The organism is Polynucleobacter sp. VK25, assembly GCF_018687355.1.
GTDB lineage: Bacteria > Pseudomonadota > Gammaproteobacteria > Burkholderiales > Burkholderiaceae > Polynucleobacter.
The window spans coordinates 93042-110285 of record NZ_CP061288.1 but is presented as its reverse complement, the minus strand read 5'-3'; the positions used below and the strand labels follow the sequence as shown (position 1 = coordinate 110285).

At 46.0% G+C, this 17244-nt stretch carries 22 protein-coding genes and 1 pseudogene; 2 read left to right on the top strand and 21 right to left on the bottom strand.

The window, feature by feature from the left end; translation table 11 throughout:
- Positions 1–39: 39 nt before the first annotated feature.
- Entirely contained in the window at positions 40–1293 is a 1254-nt protein-coding gene (locus AOC21_RS00640; RefSeq protein ID WP_215391903.1) for a porin, read from the bottom strand.
- Between the two features lie 208 nt (positions 1294–1501).
- On the opposite strand from AOC21_RS00640, the gene AOC21_RS00635 reads away from it, so the two are divergent.
- Entirely contained in the window at positions 1502–2962 is a 1461-nt protein-coding gene (locus AOC21_RS00635) for a sel1 repeat family protein (protein WP_215391902.1), read from the top strand.
- Here the strand turns inward: AOC21_RS00635 and tatC are convergent.
- The 10 genes from tatC to hisB are packed head-to-tail and all read right to left on the bottom strand — an operon-like array spanning position 2959 to position 8665.
- Positions 2959–3741: a twin-arginine translocase subunit TatC gene (gene tatC, locus AOC21_RS00630; RefSeq protein WP_215391901.1), complete on the bottom strand. Its 783-nt coding sequence runs from the start codon at positions 3739–3741 to the stop codon at positions 2959–2961. The genes AOC21_RS00635 and tatC overlap by 4 nt on opposite strands.
- A 32-nt stretch (positions 3742–3773) precedes the next feature.
- A complete protein-coding gene (gene tatB, locus AOC21_RS00625; RefSeq protein WP_215391900.1) occupies positions 3774–4250 on the bottom strand; it encodes a Sec-independent protein translocase protein TatB in 477 nt (158 codons plus the stop codon).
- Positions 4251–4296: 46 nt separating this feature from the next.
- Positions 4297–4518: a Sec-independent protein translocase subunit TatA gene (gene tatA, locus AOC21_RS00620; protein ID WP_215391899.1), complete on the bottom strand. Its 222-nt coding sequence runs from the start codon at positions 4516–4518 to the stop codon at positions 4297–4299.
- A gap of 16 nt (positions 4519–4534) precedes the next feature.
- The gene (locus AOC21_RS00615) at positions 4535–4891 is read right to left on the bottom strand and encodes a histidine triad nucleotide-binding protein (protein ID WP_215391898.1); all 357 of its coding nucleotides are present in this window, start codon (positions 4889–4891) and stop codon (positions 4535–4537) included.
- 35 nt (positions 4892–4926) lie between these two features.
- Complete coding sequence (locus AOC21_RS00610) at positions 4927–5328, bottom strand: phosphoribosyl-ATP diphosphatase (RefSeq protein WP_215391897.1); 402 nt, start codon at positions 5326–5328, stop codon at positions 4927–4929.
- Positions 5329–5367: 39 nt separating this feature from the next.
- Entirely contained in the window at positions 5368–5781 is a 414-nt protein-coding gene (gene hisI / locus AOC21_RS00605) for a phosphoribosyl-AMP cyclohydrolase (RefSeq protein WP_215391896.1), read from the bottom strand.
- A gap of 52 nt (positions 5782–5833) precedes the next feature.
- A complete protein-coding gene (hisF, locus tag AOC21_RS00600) occupies positions 5834–6592 on the bottom strand; it encodes an imidazole glycerol phosphate synthase subunit HisF (RefSeq protein ID WP_215348215.1) in 759 nt (252 codons plus the stop codon).
- On the bottom strand, positions 6592–7353 hold the full coding sequence (gene hisA / locus AOC21_RS00595) for a 1-(5-phosphoribosyl)-5-[(5-phosphoribosylamino)methylideneamino]imidazole-4-carboxamide isomerase (protein ID WP_215391895.1): 762 nt from the start codon (positions 7351–7353) through the stop codon (positions 6592–6594). The genes hisF and hisA overlap by 1 nt, the downstream gene beginning before the upstream one ends.
- 18 nt (positions 7354–7371) lie before the next feature.
- Positions 7372–8028, bottom strand: a complete 657-nt coding sequence (gene hisH / locus AOC21_RS00590) for an imidazole glycerol phosphate synthase subunit HisH (RefSeq protein ID WP_215391894.1) — start codon at positions 8026–8028, stop codon at positions 7372–7374.
- A gap of 49 nt (positions 8029–8077) precedes the next feature.
- Entirely contained in the window at positions 8078–8665 is a 588-nt protein-coding gene (gene hisB / locus AOC21_RS00585) for an imidazoleglycerol-phosphate dehydratase HisB (RefSeq protein ID WP_215323729.1), read from the bottom strand.
- Between the two features lie 116 nt (positions 8666–8781).
- Between hisB and hisC the strand changes: the two genes are divergently transcribed.
- Positions 8782–9849 carry a histidinol-phosphate transaminase gene (hisC, locus tag AOC21_RS00580; protein WP_215391893.1) on the top strand — a complete coding sequence of 356 codons (1068 nt, stop codon included), beginning with the start codon at positions 8782–8784 and terminating at the stop codon, positions 9847–9849.
- A gap of 11 nt (positions 9850–9860) precedes the next feature.
- Here the strand turns inward: hisC and hisD are convergent, their stop codons facing one another.
- The 10 genes and pseudogenes from hisD to mlaD all read right to left on the bottom strand — a co-directional run bounded on the left by hisD (position 9861) and on the right by mlaD (position 17242).
- A complete protein-coding gene (hisD, locus tag AOC21_RS00575) occupies positions 9861–11183 on the bottom strand; it encodes a histidinol dehydrogenase (RefSeq protein ID WP_215391892.1) in 1323 nt (440 codons plus the stop codon).
- A 26-nt stretch (positions 11184–11209) separates the two neighbouring features.
- Positions 11210–11836: an ATP phosphoribosyltransferase gene (hisG, locus tag AOC21_RS00570; protein ID WP_215391891.1), complete on the bottom strand. Its 627-nt coding sequence runs from the start codon at positions 11834–11836 to the stop codon at positions 11210–11212.
- Between the two features lie 20 nt (positions 11837–11856).
- On the bottom strand, positions 11857–13131 hold the full coding sequence (gene murA / locus AOC21_RS00565) for a UDP-N-acetylglucosamine 1-carboxyvinyltransferase (RefSeq protein WP_215391890.1): 1275 nt from the start codon (positions 13129–13131) through the stop codon (positions 11857–11859).
- 56 nt (positions 13132–13187) lie between these two features.
- The gene (locus tag AOC21_RS00560; RefSeq protein WP_068320176.1) at positions 13188–13436 is read right to left on the bottom strand and encodes a BolA family protein; all 249 of its coding nucleotides are present in this window, start codon (positions 13434–13436) and stop codon (positions 13188–13190) included.
- Positions 13437–13468: 32 nt separating this feature from the next.
- Positions 13469–14257 carry an ABC transporter permease gene (locus AOC21_RS00555; protein WP_215391889.1) on the bottom strand — a complete coding sequence of 263 codons (789 nt, stop codon included), beginning with the start codon at positions 14255–14257 and terminating at the stop codon, positions 13469–13471.
- A gap of 65 nt (positions 14258–14322) precedes the next feature.
- Positions 14323–15006 (bottom strand): annotated as a pseudogene (locus tag AOC21_RS00550) (ABC transporter ATP-binding protein); the annotation flags it as partial.
- 5 nt (positions 15007–15011) lie between these two features.
- The gene (locus tag AOC21_RS00545; protein WP_215391888.1) at positions 15012–15269 is read right to left on the bottom strand and encodes a lipid asymmetry maintenance protein MlaB; all 258 of its coding nucleotides are present in this window, start codon (positions 15267–15269) and stop codon (positions 15012–15014) included.
- Positions 15270–15287: 18 nt separating this feature from the next.
- On the bottom strand, positions 15288–15929 hold the full coding sequence (locus AOC21_RS00540; protein WP_215391887.1) for a phospholipid-binding protein MlaC: 642 nt from the start codon (positions 15927–15929) through the stop codon (positions 15288–15290).
- A gap of 81 nt (positions 15930–16010) precedes the next feature.
- A complete protein-coding gene (locus AOC21_RS00535; protein WP_251371522.1) occupies positions 16011–16763 on the bottom strand; it encodes a VacJ family lipoprotein in 753 nt (250 codons plus the stop codon).
- On the bottom strand, positions 16760–17242 hold the full coding sequence (gene mlaD / locus AOC21_RS00530) for an outer membrane lipid asymmetry maintenance protein MlaD (RefSeq protein ID WP_215391886.1): 483 nt from the start codon (positions 17240–17242) through the stop codon (positions 16760–16762). Before mlaD ends, AOC21_RS00535 begins: the two co-directional genes overlap by 4 nt.
- Positions 17243–17244: the final 2 nt, after the last annotated feature.

Below are 17244 nucleotides of genomic sequence, written 5' to 3'. Positions count from 1 at the left end.
TGCCTAACTAATGATTTACTAGCGTTAGCTAGCAATCAATTAGAAAGTGTGACGTAAGCCAAGTGCATAGCCGCTGATTGCAGAACCAGCTTGTGCACCAACTACAGAGCTACCGTTAACTGAGGAAGTTTGGCTGTGACCAAAAATACCGTACAAGTTTGTACGCTTGCTCAAGTAGTAGTTAGCGCCTAACTGGTATGCAGTAATGTTAGCTGTTGGCTCGCCTGTACCGAATGAGTTGTAACGGCCGATACCAGCAGAAGCCCAAGCTTCGATAGTTGGAGTAACGTAGCTACGAACACCGATCTGCTCAGCAGTACGCTTGAGGTACAAGTTTGATGCTGTAGAGCTAACAATCTTACGGTTTACATAGTTAGCGTATGCCTTCAAGATACCGAAGTCATAAGTTGCACCAGCATAGTACTGTGTATCACCAGTGTTAATTGTAGAACCAACTGTTACAGGACCTGATGGGAATGCATCAGTACCTTTGAATGTAGCAGCTGCACCCTGAACGCCTTGTTGCTTGAAGTTAGAGTAAGCAGCAGTTACCAACAATTTTTGCCATGTGTAGTCAGCAGAAAGACTTACGCCGCTGAATGTAGCAGGGCCACCAGTTGTAGTAGCAGCTGTTACAAGTGTTGTTCCGTCTGTCTTAGCAGCAACTGCTGGCAAGTTACGTTGAGTTGAATCAGAACCGTTCATTACATAGCTTGCGCCTAAACGGAAACCAGCAAAACGTTCTGTCTCAGCGTACAACGCGTTTGTTGTCAAAATAGTAACGGCTGTAGAAGCAGCACCTTGACCGTCAGTTGCACCAGAAAGACCAACTGGACGAATTACGTTACCAGCAACGTTGTTACCAGATCCAGGGTCAGTTGGGTTCAATGCATTCAACCACAATGCTGTGTACTGTGTACCAACAGAAGCCAAACCAACACCGTTTTTCTTCAAACCAACGAAAGTTTGACGGTTGTTAGGAGCCCATGATGTGTTCTCTGGCTGGAGACCGAATTCTGCAGTAAAGAATGCAGATGTACCGCCACCTAAATCTTCAGTACCTTTGAAACCGATACGGCTTGACTGCTCAGCAGATTGACCGAATTGATTTGTAGTAGTTTTTTGTGTTACAGAACCACCAGTGCCTTGTGCAGTTGTTGTAGCAACAGGACCGCGTGAAGAAACACCAACGTAACCAACGTCCAAGATACCGTAAACGGTTACTGAGGACTGAGCTTGAGCAGCAGATGCAAATGCACCGATAGCTGCAACTGCTAATAGCGATTTTTTCATTCTTTAAATCTCCAAAAATTAAAAGTAATGCCCAAATAAAACTGGGACCTACGAATTTTGCTTCTTTTGCCTCACCAGACTGGGGGTCAGGGTATTTAGGAGCTCTTTTTGCTTGTCAAAAGGTAGTTTTTTGGCTTTCTTCGTTGTATCTCGGCAACAAGCCCCCTGTTTTCTGTCTTTTATGCGCTCTAGATGACAAAATTGTCATATGGCAAGCCGCGAATTCTTAAAAATCCTGAGTTCCGCCCGATTGGGTGACGTTTCTGCGCAACAAAAACTCGCCTCCGCCTACCTAACGGGTGCATTTAAAACCCCTATCCAGCCCGCAAATGCGCTGATTTGGCTAGAGAAATCGTATTTTTCTATTACAAATCAAGCACTTGAGAGTCAGAACTCAACTAGTGCCGAAATTTTTGATCTTTTAAGCCAGATCGCCAACATTCCACTAGTCGAAACCTTTAACTCCCCTGCTTTTGGGTTTGGCTGGGACTCATTTTGGAAGCTAGCCGAAGCTAGCGATGCATCTGACTCCAATCTTGCTGCCAAATGGCAGCTTGTAAATCTATTAATCAATCCTGCCAATCAGGAAGTCCAAGCGCAACTTCTGGAGTGGCTCAAAAGGAATTCAGCAACCAGCCTGGAAAAAGTATCTTCCTTAGATTTTGTTGGCATTCAGAAAATCGCAAAGCAATATTTACAAGAGCTCGCAGAAGGCGATTCTTCTTTTGCTAGTAATGCAAAAGAATTATTGATTAAGTTGCAACCTAAAAACGAAGCCTTATCTTCATTATGGAAAGTTTGGTTAGATGAGCGTAATGAAGATGCGCTTACCCAAGCTGCCGAGCTTGGCTTAACTGTTGCAAGACTGACTCTAGGCCTACGACTGGCACAACTGGATGAGCGAGTTGAGATAGCGGAAACCAAATCGAATGCCTCGCTTAAGAAGGCGGCTTATTGGTTGGAGTTGGCCGCCAAAGATGGTGACCGAGATGCTTGGTATGCACTTGGTGAAATTTATCGACGTCCACAATTTTCTGGGTACAACGCTACAGAAAGTGATCGCTGCATCGATCGCGCTGCTGATCTTGGTCATGCACAAGCGCAACTGCGTAAAGGCGCCAACCTATGGCGTAAGCGCGAGAAGAGCGAAGAGAAGGTGCGTGGGCTTCAAGCTTCTTATTGGGTTTGGCAAGCGCACCAGCAAGGCGTATCTGAAGCAAAAGAATTGCTCAGTAAAATTTTAGAGAGTTGTCCCGACCCCAAAGAGAATGAGTGGCTTGAGCTAGCGCAATTTGCAGAGCAGGCACTAAATCATCACGCCGAACATAAACTTGATGCAGATTGGCTTTTGCTATGTCATCGCCTCATCATTGCAAATCAATTTAATTTCAGCAAAGCAGAATTATTGTTGTGTGAAGTTGGTCAGCTACAACATGAACATTGTGTAGTAGTCGATATTCGCTGGGAATTACCCAAAATACTGCCTAGATTGATTCAGATTGAAACCATTCAACAGCGTCGCGCGCTCTTGGCGGCTGGCAAAGCATTTGCTGGCTCTGAAATTGACCTTGAAGGCAATCTTCGTCAGAGACGCTATCGTTTTGACCGAGTTACCGAGTGGTTAAAGACGACCTTTGCAGGTCAGATAGTTGATCCAGAAACCGCCTAAACAGCTGAGCCCTCTGCCTGGGGATCATCCTCGGTAGGTTTCGGTACATAAAAGCGTGCAATGAGAAGCCCCAACTCGTAGAGGAGTGTCATGGGTACTGCCAGTAGCAATTGCGAGAGAACGTCAGGTGGCGTTACAACCGCTGAAATTACAAAAGCGCCCACGATGACATAAGGACGGATTTCTTTCAGCTTTGCCAGAGTCACCATGCCCATGCGCACCAAAACAACCACAACAACAGGCACTTCAAAGGTAATACCAAATGCCAAGAAGGTTGTCATAGCAAAACTTAAGTAGTTATCAATGTCAGTAGACATTTCCGCACCCAAGGGTGCGTTGTAACTTGCCATGAACTTAAATACTGTAGGAAAGACTAAGAAGTAAGCAAACGCCATGCCAATGATGAACAAGCTATAGCTACTAACCACTAAAGGCAGAATCAGTTTTCTTTCATGCAAATACAGGCCTGGTGCAATGAATGCCCAGAGCTGATACATCACTACAGGTAAGGCAATCAGAAACGCCACGAGCATGGTGACTTTCATGGGCACAAAGAATGAGCCTGTGACGTCCGTCACAATCATCTTGCCACCTGCAGGCAAAGCCTCTAACAAAGGCTGAGCAAACAAATGAAAAATATCAGGCGCCCAATAGACCAAACAAACAAAGACGGCAATGATTGCTAGCGCCGACTTAATTACGCGATCACGTAATTCAAATAAGTGGGACAGAAACGTTTCTTGTAATCCCGAGTCTTCTGTTGAATTATTTTCAGTCATGCGTAAATATTTTTATTCTTTTATTTTTACTGTTATTTGCTAGCGCTGTGATGAAAGCGCTTCATTCTGGCTGCCCCAGATTGCACGCGAGTACGAATACCTGCAGAACGCTTAAACCAGACTGGTCTTGCGGCACGGCGTACGCCCCAGCTGTTACGGCCCTGGCGCTTACTTTTGCGGAGCACTTCTTTTTCATCGAGAGGCGGCTTATCAAAGCTGGTCTCAAAAATATCGGCCTGATCACTTAAATTAGCGTTCGCTTCTTGAACCGTTGAGCCAATGCTATTTTCAACTTCCTTAAGCGTGGCAGAAGTTTCTTCGCGGAACTTTTTAAATTCTTCCACTTCCATCTGGCGACTGACTTCGGACTTCACATCGGCCATGTAACGCTGCGCACGCCCAAACAAATTGCCGGCCATGCGCGCCACTTTTGGCAAGCGCTCTGGCCCTACTACTACCAAAGCAACTACAGCAATCAGCGCAAGTTTTGAAACTCCGAGATCAATCATTTAACGCGACTATTTAAATGCAGCATGAGTTTCAATTGCGATTCAATTATTTGTTTACGTCTTTAGCATGCACATCAACAGTTTTTTCTGCTGTTGCAGAACTTTGTTGAAGTTGCTCTTTTGGTTCTTCAGAGGTTTTCATGCCGTCTTTAAAGCCTTTAACAGCACCGCCCAAATCTTGACCAATGTTACGTAATTTTTTGGTACCGAATACCAACATCACGATAACTAAAACAATTAACCAATGCCAAATGCTAAATGAACCCATTTTTAATCTCCTTGGACTATTTTTTCCAGGGGCGGGGACCGCCCATCACATGCAAGTGCAAGTGATAAACCTCCTGCCCACCATCCGCACCATTGTTCACCATTAATCTAAAGCCACCATCCTTACCGGGACGACAGCCCTGCTCTTTGGCAAGACGGGGTGCTAATGCCATCATTCTACCCAGCAAAGGGGTATCTACGCTTTCTGCAGACTCCAACATGGGTATATGTTTTTTGGGAATGATCAAAAAGTGGACTGGCGCGGCCGGGTTTATGTCCTTAAAAGCGTAGATCTCCTCGTCCTCATACACCTTTTGGGAAGGGATTAAGCCTTGAGAAATCTTGCAAAACAGGCAATTAGGGTCGTGTGACATGCTTATTCCGTGGTTATTCCGCAGTGAATTCGTAATTACTCTTTGCCAGCAGCTTTTCTAGCTGCCTTTTCTTCAATGCCTGAAGTTCCCAAACGGCGATCGAGCTCAGCAATCACATCTTCCGGACGCAGATTAAATTGGGACAGGGCAATTAAGCAATGAAACCATAAATCAGCCATCTCACCCACCAGCAGTTTTTGCTGATCGGCTGCCAAATTAGAATTACGCGCATCTTTTGCCGCCATGACAGCCTCAGTTGCTTCTTCCCCAATCTTTTTCAAGATTCCATCATCACCCTTCGAAAAGAGTAAAGCGGTATAGGAAGTTTTAGGATCTGCTTGTCCCGCCTTAAATGCATCGCGACGTTGATCAACCACATCAGCCAAATGCGCAAATGCAGAATCTAAATTGGGGGGTTTATTTGCAGAACTAGTCATCTTGTCATTTTATGTCTTTTGTAGATAAGACTGATGCTCTCATTTTTTCGAAATCGATTCATCAACCCAAGCAGCTTTTGCTGAGTCCCATTGTAAAAAGAAGCAGCTATGCTCGCCAGTATGGCAAGCGATACCATCTTTTTGCTCAACCAAGAGCAAGATAGTGTCGCCGTCACAATCCAAGCGAATTTCTTTTACTTTTTGCGTGTGACCAGACTCTTCACCCTTGTGCCACAGCTTTTGTCTGGAACGAGTCCAGTAGACCGCCTCGCCCAAGCGCAAAGTTTCCAACAAAGCACCGCGATTCATCCAGGCCATCATCAAGATATCTTTGCTACCGACCTCTTGGGCAATAACTGGAACCAAGCCTTGCTCATTCCAAGTCACAGCATCAAGCCATGAACCGACTTTTAGGGATTGAATGGGGCTGAAAGTGCTTTTAGATTCGCTCATACCTAAACTTTACAGGCAATAGCGTGAACTTACTAAAAAAGCCTGTGGCGACTTAAATCCGAACTGGGATTCCTTGGGCGGCCATATATTCTTTTGCCTGTCCGACGGTATATTCACCATAGTGAAAGATGCTGGCAGCCAATACTGCGTCTGCATGGCCTTTGGTGATGCCATCGACTAAATGCTGCAAATTACCAACACCGCCAGAAGCAATCACCGGGACAGAAACAGCATCACTGACTGCGGCAGTGAGCGCCAAATCAAAGCCATCTTTACTGCCATCGCGATTCATGCTGGTTAATAGGATTTCACCAGCACCGCGCTTGGCAACTTCCTTGGCCCATTCAACCACATCCATACCGGTAGCCGTTCTGCCGCCATGGGTAAATACTTCCCAATTACCCGCTTCTGTTTGCTTGGCATCAATCGCGACCACAATACATTGAGAGCCGTAATAGGCGGCTGCATCGGAAACTAAATCCGGATTCGCTACAGCGGAAGAATTCATGCTCACTTTATCTGCGCCAGCATTGAGCAGGCGTCGTACATCAGCAACAGCCCGGACACCACCGCCAACAGTCAGCGGGATAAATACTTGTGATGCAACATCCTCAATAATGTGCAAAATCAGATCGCGCCCATCAGAGGTCGCCGTGATATCTAAAAAGGTAAGCTCGTCGGCGCCTTGCGTGTCATATCGTTTTGCGATTTCAACGGGATCACCTGCATCACGTAGACCGACAAAGTTCACACCCTTAACTACGCGCCCTGCTGTGACATCAAGACAAGGAATAATTCGCTTGGTTAACACTAGATAATTTTCTTTTTATATTTGAGTGTTAATTCATCAGCGTATTTTTGGGCAGCCGCAAGATCAAGATCGCCAGCGTAAATAGAACGGCCCGCAATCACACCCATGACACCTTCTTCTTCTGCCATGCAGAGCGCATCAATATCTTGATTATTTGATAAGCCGCCACTAGCAATCACCGGAATACGAATCGCTTGAGCCAACTTGACCGTAGCGTCAATGTTCACACCTTTGAGCATGCCATCGCGCCCAATGTCGGTGTAGATAATTGCCTCTACACCCCAATCCTCGAATTTTTTGGCAAGGTCAATCACTTCATGACCAGTAATCTTGCTCCAGCCATCCGTTGCTACTTTGCCATCGCGCGCATCTAAGCCAACCATCACGTGACCCGGAAATGCGGTGCAGGCATCCTGCACAAAGCCTGGGTTCTTCACAGCAGCAGTACCGATGATGACTGTGCTGATGCCATCATCCAATAAACGCTCAATAGTCTCGAGATCACGAATACCGCCTCCGAGCTGCACAGGAATCTCATTGCCTACTGCCTTCAGGATCGATTTAATGGCAGATTCATTTTTGAGCTTGCCAGCAAAAGCACCATTGAGATCCACAAGATGCAAACGTCGCGCACCCTTGCTAATCCAATGCGCTGCCATCGCGCCTGGGTCTTCAGAAAAAACGGTGGCTTTATCCATATCACCTTGTTCGAGTCGAACGCAGTGGCCGTCTTTTAGATCAATTGCGGGAATCAGCAGCATAGCAAGTGTTTATAAATATTAAGGTTGCCAAGAAACAAAATTTTGATACAGCTTTAATCCGTATTCTGCACTTTTTTCTGGATGAAATTGTGTTGCGAAAATATTATCGCGTGCCACTGCAGAAGTAAACCAATCGCCATATTCAGTAGAGCCAGCAGCATCTTCCTTGCGCTGCGGTACAACATAATAGCTGTGCACAAAATAAAAGCTTGTCAAATCAGGGATGCCAGACCAAATAGGATGTTGTTGATCTTGACGCACCTGATTCCAGCCCATATGCGGCACTTTATAAGCCGATCCATCAGGCTGCTTCTTGCCGACCAAATCAAAGCGACGAACTTCCCCAGGAATCAAACCTAAGCATGGCGTCCATTGCTCAGTAGCGCGCACTTCTGCACTTTGATCAAACAGCATTTGCTCACCTACACAAACACCCAGGAGCGGTTTGGTTTTGGATGCCTCTAGCAAAGCCTCTAATAAACCTGATTCCTCAAGATGCTTCATGCAATCTGGCATTGCGCCTTGACCAGGTAAGACCACACGATCTGCAGAACGAATCTCTTCTGGTTGATGCGCAATCAATACATTGTCATTCGGGGCGACATGATGAAAAGCTTGATACACAGAACGGAGATTGCCCATTCCATAATCAACGATCGCAATGGTTTGCGCCAAAATTTAGCCTATCTTTGCTGTTATTAAACGGGCAACTAGAAGATCTAGATTAGAGGCTGCCTTTGGTTGAAGGAATAGAGCCAGACGCACGAGGATCGACTGCCAAGGCCATACGCAAAGCGCGACCAAAAGCCTTGAACACCGTTTCAATCTGGTGGTGCGCATTAATACCGCGCAAATTATCGATGTGCAAAGTCACTCCAGCGTGATTCACAAAACCACGGAAAAATTCGATACTGAGGTCCACATCAAAGTCTCCCACGCGAGCGCGAGTAAAAGGAACATTAAATTCCAAGCCTGGACGACCAGAGAAATCAATCACAACACGAGAGAGAGTCTCATCAAGAGGCACATAAGAGTGGCCATACCGAGTAATACCAGCCTTATCGCCTACCGCTTTGGCAAAAGCCTGCCCTAAAGTAATGCCCACATCCTCAACAGTGTGATGATCATCAATATGGGTATCGCCATTGGCAACCACCTTGAGGTCAATCATGCCGTGACGGGCAATCTGGTCCAACATATGATCGAGAAAAGGGACGCCGGAGGCTAGCTCAGCCTTACCGGTACCATCTAAATTGATGGAAATCTGAATTTTGGTTTCCGAAGTGTTTCGGGTAACGTCGGCTTGCCGCATGCTTCATTGCGCCGCGAGGCGAAGTGTTGATTGAAGCCTCATAATATCATTCCTAGAGAAGATTTAAATATCGATATTGCCGTACTTTCATCCTGATTTTTGACCTGAGAACCCCCATGAGCCGTTTTTGGAGCCCTGTTGTTCAAACCCTAACCCCTTACGTTCCAGGGGAGCAACCGCAAATGCAGCGGCTGGTCAAACTCAACACGAATGAGAGCCCTTATGGCCCATCGCCAAAAGCACTGGCTGCGATCGAAAGTCAGAATACCGCCGATTTGCGTCTTTACCCAGATCCAGAAGGCGCAGCCCTCAAACTAGCTATCGCCAAATTACATGGCCTAGACCCAAAACAAGTCTTTTTAGGTAATGGTTCAGATGAGGTGTTGGCCCATGTCTTTGCTGGCCTACTCAAACAAAGTAAGCCGGTACATTTTCCGGACATTACCTATAGCTTCTATCCGGTCTACTGCAAACTTTTTGGAATTGATTACCTAACAGTTCCATTGGGTGAAAAATTTGAGATCAACACTACTGATTACCAAACCCCAAATGGTGGAATTATTTTTCCCAACCCTAATGCACCAACAGGGCGATCCATTCCTCGTTCAGAAATCGAAGTCTTACTATCGCGCAACAAAGACTCAGTAGTAGTGATTGATGAAGCCTACGTTGATTACGGAACCGAATCTTGCATTCCGCTGTTACGCGGCAATACCTGCCCAGAAAATCTTCTGGTCGTGCATACACTTTCCAAATCACGCGCCCTAGCCGGCCTACGTGTTGGCTTTGCGGTTGGTCACCCTGATTTGATCGAAGGGTTAGAGCGTGTAAAAAATAGCTTTAACTCTTACCCGCTAGGCCGCCTTGCTCAATCTGGTGCCATTGCTGCGATTGAAGATCAAACGCACCTTGAAGAAACTTCTAACAAAGTAATTCAAACTCGTAGCAAGTTGGTCGAGCAACTAAACGCCTTGGGATTTGAGACGCTACCTTCAACTGCAAACTTTATTTTCACACGTCATCCAAAGCACGCTGGCGCCAAGCTCTACCAAGCCTTGAGGGATCGAGGCATCATCGTGCGTCACTTTAAATCTGCGCGTATAGAAGAATTCTTGCGCATTACGATTGGCACAGATGAACAAAGCAGCGAACTCGTCGCTGCTTTAAAAGATATTCTGAGTTAAGTTTTTTAGAATTACTTTTTTAAGCGCATCTCAGCCGCACGTGCATGGGCTTGCAAGCCTTCACCGTGAGCTAGAGTGCTCGCCACAGCACCCAAGGTTTGGGCGCCTGCCTCACTCACTTCAATCATGCTCGAGCGCTTGATGAAGTCGTAAACACCCAGCGGTGAAGAGAAGCGTGCAGTACGTGCAGTCGGTAAAACGTGATTAGGACCAGCGCAATAATCACCTAATGATTCGCTAGTGTAGTTCCCCATAAAAATGGCACCAGCATGACGAATTTGATCTGCCCATCTACGGGGATCAGCAGCGCAAATTTCCAGATGTTCAGCAGCAATCGCATTGGCAATTTCACAAGCCTCTGCCATATCCTTAACCTGAATCAACAAGGCGCGATTTGTGAGCGAAGCTTCAATGACTTTTGCCCTTGGCATTTCTGGTAAAAGCTTATTAATACTGGCCTGCACTTGTTCAATATATGCAGCATCTGGACAAAGCAAAATCGATTGCGCCTGCTCATCGTGCTCAGCCTGTGAGAACAAATCCATAGCAACCCAATCGGGGTTAGTAGATCCGTCACAGAGAACTAAAATCTCTGAAGGTCCGGCGATCATATCGATACCTACCGTACCAAATACTCTGCGCTTGGCTGCAGCCACATAAGCATTACCTGGTCCAACAATTTTATCGACCGAAGGAATCGTTTTAGTCCCGTAAGCCAATGCACCAACTGCCTGAGCGCCGCCAATCGTAAAGACACGATCTACACCTGCAAGATAAGCTGCCGCCAAGACCAATGGGTTGCGTGCACCATCTGGAGTGGGCACAACCATCATGACCTCAGCAACGCCGGCTACTTTGGCAGGAATCGCATTCATCAGAACTGAGGATGGATACGCCGCTTTACCGCCTGGCACATAAATGCCAACGCGATCTAAAGCCGTTACTTTTTGACCTAAGCGTGTTCCATCCTTCTCTTCATACTCCCAGGAATGGCAACCTGCCTCAATTTTTTGTTTCTCGTGATAAGCGCGCACTCTTTGCGCAGCAATATCTAAGGCATTTTTTTGTTCAGCAGATAATGACTGATAGGCCTGCTCTAAATCTTTGCGAGGAATCTCTAAATCAGAAACACTGTCGACATTTAAACGATCAAACTGCTTTGTAAATTCTAGAACTGCTTCATCACCTTTGTCTTTAACAGCCGCCAAAATCTTGACTACGGCAGCATCTATCGCCTCATCATCGGCTGTAGGCAAGGAAAGGCTAGACAACAGAATTTCTCTGAAACCTGCATCCTTGCTATTGAGGCGCTTAACGTTGATATTTGAAGACATGGATAAGGCTTCTCGTTGGCTACTGATTATTTCAGCAACTCAAAAATAGGCTGTAACTGCGCACGCTTGCGTTTATATGAAGCTTGGTTCACTACCAGACGTGCACTGATATCGGCAATTGGCTCTACTTCAACCAAGCCGTTCGCTTTCAGTGTATTGCCAGTAGAAACTAAATCCACAATCGCATCAGCTAAGCCCACTAAAGGCGCAAGCTCCATCGAACCATAGAGCTGAATGGTATCGATATGCACACCTTTATTAGCAAAGTGTTCACGCGCACAATTGACATACTTAGTGGCAACCTTTAAACGAGAGCCTTGCTTCACCGCAGCAGCGTAATCAAAGCCTTCGCGAACGGCAACAGACATGCGGCACTTAGCAATATTTAAGTCATAAGGCACATATAGTCCGTCGCTGCCTTTTTCCATTAATACATCTAAACCAGCAACTCCAAAATCAGCACCACCAAATTGCACATAGGTGGGCACATCTGAGGCACGAACAATGATTAAGCGAACATCCGGATTGGTAGTCTCAATAATCAGTTTGCGTGACTTCTCAGGATCTTCCAGCGGCACAATACCGACCTTGGATAAGATCTCGGCGGTTTCTTCGAAGATGCGCCCTTTGGAGAGCGCTAAAGTCAATTTCATGGACTAATTATCCATCAGCCTTACTTTACGCGCTCAATATTGGCGCCTAAGAGGGTCAACTTATGCTCCATGCGGTCATAGCCACGATCTAAATGGTAAATCCGGTCTACTTGGGTTTCGCCTTGGGCCGCCAATCCAGCAATCACTAAGCTGGCCGAAGCACGCAGGTCGGTAGCCATCACGATTGCACCCGAGAGCTTTTCGACTCCCTGGGCGATCGCAGTATTTCCTTCGATAGCGATATCAGCCCCTAAACGATTGAGCTCTTGAACGTGCATAAAGCGATTCTCGAAAATCGTTTCGGTAATGGTTGAGCTGCCTGATGCGATTGCGTTGACGGTCATCAACTGCGCCTGCATATCTGTTGGGAAAGCTGGGTACTCAGAGGTGCGGAAATTAACTGCTTTAGGACGTCCTTGCATGGATGCCTTAATCCAATCAGGACCAATTTCCATTTGTAGGCCTGCTTCCTTTAGCTTCACGATCACTGCATCCAGAGTATCAGGGCGGCAATGCTTTACTGTAATCTCACCACCAGTGGCAGCAACCGCACACAAGAATGTGCCAGCCTCAATACGATCTGCAATAACCGAATGATCGGCGCCGTGAAGTTTTTCAACACCTTCAATCACCAGGCGATCGCTTCCAATGCCCGAAATCTTTGCGCCCATCTTTACCAGCAACTCAGCTAAGTCACCAACCTCAGGCTCGCGTGCAGCATTTTCTAAAACGGTAGTACCAGACGCCAAAGTAGCGGCCATTAATAAATTCTCGGTACCGGTCACAGTAATCATATCGGTCAAGATGGAAGCACCCTTCAATCGATCAGATTGAGGCTTAGTTTCTGCTTGGATATAACCACTCTTAATCTTGATGCTCGCGCCCATCGCCTTTAGACCCTTGATGTGCTGATCAACTGGACGCGCACCAATGGCACAACCACCAGGCAAAGAAACTTTTGCACTGTGCATTCTGGCCAAGAGCGGGCCCAGCACCAAAATAGAGGCGCGCATGGTTTTTACCATTTCATAGGTCGCTTCAGAGCTCTTAATCACCGCGGCGCTCAGCACCATATGACTACGATCGCTCGCATCGGGAAAATCGACTGTTACACCGATCTCTTGCAAAAGCTTGAGCATGGTGCGTACATCTTGTAAATCAGGGACGTTGCGCAAAACTACTGGCTGATCAGTTAGCAGACAAGCACACAGGATTGGCAATGCGGCATTTTTAGCGCCAGCAATAATCACCTCTCCCTTGAGGGGTGTTCCGCCAACCATTCGTAATTTATCCATGAAACGATTCCAGTAAAAACTTAGTTATTAATATGCAATGTGTAATGAGGTAATTCTTATGCTGCTGAATTCTGCGCAAACTCTTCAGGTGTAAATGCCTTGATTGATAAAGCATGTACTTCTGCTTTCATGCGATCGCCCATGGCGCCATAAACCAATTGATGACGCTGCACTAAACGCTTGCCTTCAAACTCAGGACTCACAATGGTTGCAAAAAAATGCTGGCCATCACCCTCAACCTGTATATGAGTGCACTGAATACCTTGCTTGATATAGCCTTCAATTTGTTCTGGGGTGGGTAACATTTCTTCTCCTAATAAAACCAGGGTGTAAACAATTAATAGCGGAGCTTATAGCCCTTTTGTAGCAGACGCAGGGCAATCACTGACACCACTATCAAGAAGCTGAACACAATCGCTAAGCTGCTCCAAGGGGAGTTATCGGAGACGCCGAAGAACCCATAGCGGAAACCATCAATCATGTAAAAGAAAGGATTGAAGTGCGAGACTACCTGCCATGCCGGTGGTAATGAGTGGATCGAGTAGAAGACGCCCGACAACATGGTCGCTGGCATGATGATGAAGTTCTGAAACGCTGCTAACTGGTCATATTTGTCAGCCCAAATACCGGCTATTAGGCCAAGACTACCTAAAATTGCCGCGCCCAAAAAGGCAAACACCAAAATCCACAATGGATATTCCAAGGTGGGTGTAGCGAACCAAATGGTAATCAATAGGACACCTAAGCCGACAACGATTCCACGAAATACCGCGGCCAAGATATAGGCAGCATAGAACTCAAAGTGACTCAAAGGCGCCAATAAAACAAATACCAGGTTGCCGGTGACCTTTGACTGGATTAAAGAAGAGGAGGTATTTGCAAAGGCATTTTGCAAAACACTCATCATCACAAGACCGGGAATTAAAAAAGCGGTATAGCTCAAGCGGCCATACACTTCTCTACCCTCAAGAACATGCCCGAAGATCATGAGATACAAGACGGCAGTAAGTACTGGCGCCGCTACTGTCTGAAAGGCTACTTTATAAAAGCGCTTTACTTCCTTGAACAATAAAGTCGGGAAACCGCTACCGTACTCTAAGGCAGGTCGATTGAGGCCGTGCTTCATTGGGCACCCCCTGACATGATGTTAACAAACACCTCTTCTAAATCCGTCTTACCTTCGCCATCTTTTTTGACGGATCCATAACGACTTAATAAATTAGCGGTGGTATCAAGTGCCACTATCTTGCCTTGCTTAAGCATGGCAATACGCTGACATAAGGCTTCAGCTTCTTCTAAATAATGTGTAGTCAATACAATCGTATGACCATCTTGGTTCAGTCTGCTAATGAATTGCCATAAGGATTGACGTAATTCAACGTCCACTCCTGCCGTAGGCTCATCCAAAATAATGACTGGGGGTCTGTGAACTAAAGCCTGGGCAACAAGTACTCGACGCTTCATACCACCAGACAAAGAGCGCATATTGCTATCGGCCTTAGAGGTGAGATCCAGATTGGCCATGATCTCGTCTATCCACGCATCGTTATTACGAATGCCAAAGTATCCTGATTGAAAACGTAAAGTCTCGCGCACGGTAAAGAAGGGATCAAAAACGAGTTCTTGAGGAACCACGCCCAGCATGCGGCGCGCCTCACGAAACCCCTTCTGAACATCGGCACCCATAATGGCTGCATGACCATGACTAGGTGTTACTAAGCCAGCCAAAATAGAAATTAAGGTTGTCTTACCAGCGCCATTAGGCCCCAGTAATCCAAAAAATTCTCCGGGCTCAATAGTCAAGGAAACATCATCTAGCGCTTGAAGCGCTCCGTACTGCTTAGATATATTTTGAATAGAAATTGCAGAATGCATCGCCATTACAAGCCCAGCAATACATTTACGCCGTAAACACCAGCAAGGACTTTTAGCTTTTCTGGTGCATGTTCAATCTTAATGACCCTACCTTCAGCGGTGAGCTTTTTTTGCCACGCTAATAAAACCGTCAATACGGTGGAATCAAAATCCTTAAGCGCCGAGCAATCAATGGATTTCAAATTGGGGCTATTCAATAAGCCTTCTTTTTGCAACTGCAAGGCAGTTTCTTGCGTCACTTTTTTAGGCAAAAGAAAAGGCATGATCTCTGTGCTTAACAATTAATTGGCTGGTTTAGCGCTAGCCAACTGTTTATTGCGATCTTGTAAAAATTTCACTAGACCTTCAATACCATTTTGACTAATCTGGTTGGAGAACTGATTACGATAAGCCTCAACCAACCAAACGCCCATGATGTTCATGTCGTATACCTTCCAACCGCTAGCTGTTTTCTCAAGACGGTAATCTAGGGGCACTGGATCGCCACGGCCGAGCACTACCGTCTTCACAACGACTTCTTTATCGTCTGGAGCTGCGCGTAAGGCCTTAAATTGAACAGTCTGATCACGCAATTGGCTCAAGGCACCTGAATAGGTACGAATGAGCAGATTCTTAAACTCGGAAGTTAATTGAGCCTGTTGCTCAGGCGTTGCCTTTTTCCAATTAGGGCCCATCGCCATTTCTGTAGTGCGACGCATATCGGTATACGGAACAATTTTCTTTTCAACCAAATCCACAATCTTAGGAATATTGCCCTTTTGAATATCTGGATCAGCCTTAACTGTAGCCATCACTTCGGTAACTACCATTTTAATTAAAGCATCTGGTGGGGTTGCTTGGTCGGGTGTTTGAGCAAGAACAGCGCTGGATGCAAGCAACAGACCTGCAAAAAGCAAGTGGTAGATTTTTTTAAATGTTTTCATATTCCCTGCATGCTATCTTTATCTAAATTGAGGATCATTTTAGCTGCATCAAACTATATTACTGACTACCTATTTTTCGGCTTATTGGTATGGATTCTCATAAACCGGCATAGGAGGCTCTTCATCGTCTCGCCCCTCGTTAATTTGATACGCCCGTCTCTGGATATAGGCATCACGCATAAAGCTGTACTTATCAATTGCAGCGCCATCCAATAAATCGCCAGCTTCATAGTAAGTGTTTCGAGCATTGACCACGCGCAAACCAGTAATACTGTTCCGTAGACCAATGTCCTTAACAAAACTAAATAAATAGTCTGACTCCAAGTCGGCAACAGTACCAAAAGTATCGCGTACGTTACTTGGACCAAAGAAAGGAAGAACGACATAGGGACCTGAGGGCACACCCCAAACGCCTAAAGTTTGCCCCCAGTCTTCTTTGTGCTTTTCAAGACCGCCAGGAGTTGCCAAATCGATAAGTCCACCTAACCCCATCGTTGTATTGACTACTACCCGCATGAAATCATTAAAGGCATAACCTGGCTTGCCTTGTAACAAGTTGTAGAGCGCAGTGTAGATATCGCTGTAGTTACTAAAGAAGTTGTAAATTCCGTCGCGTACAAATTCAGGCAACACAAAACGATAGCCTGCAACAACCGGCTTCAGAACGTAAGCGTCTAAGCCCTCATTGAATTCAAATACCGAGCGGTTAAATGGCTCCCAAGGGTCCTGAGGGGAGCGCTCTACGCCAGCAGGAGTGGATGCACAACCAACAGTGGCGGCAATCAAACCAAGCACGATGGCTGACTTGATTTTGCGCAGAACAAACAACATCATTTTGCTGCGCCCTTTTCTTGGCCGCTATCTGCTGCTTTGTTATAGAGGAATTGACTAATCAGGTTTTCTAAAACAATCGCTGATTGAGTTTGAGAAATCTTCTCGCCATTCGTCAACGTATCATCTGAACCACCAGCCTCAAGACCAATATATTGCTCACCTAGTAAGCCCGATGTCAAAATCTTTGCGGAAGAATCTTTTGGAAACTTATAAGAGTCTTCAATGGTCATTACTACGGTTGCTTGATAGGTCTTGTCATCAAAAGAGATATTGGCAATCCGCCCAACTACTACGCCAGCACTTTTCACTGGTGCGCGAGGTTTCAGGCCGCCGATGTTGTCAAAGCGTGCAGAAATTTTGTATGTTGGCGCAAATGACACTGCGTTCATATTGCCAACTTTCAGCGCGAGAAATAGGGCTGCCAGTAAACCAATGGCAACAAAGATTCCTACCCAGACATCAATTGCACTTTTTCTCATAA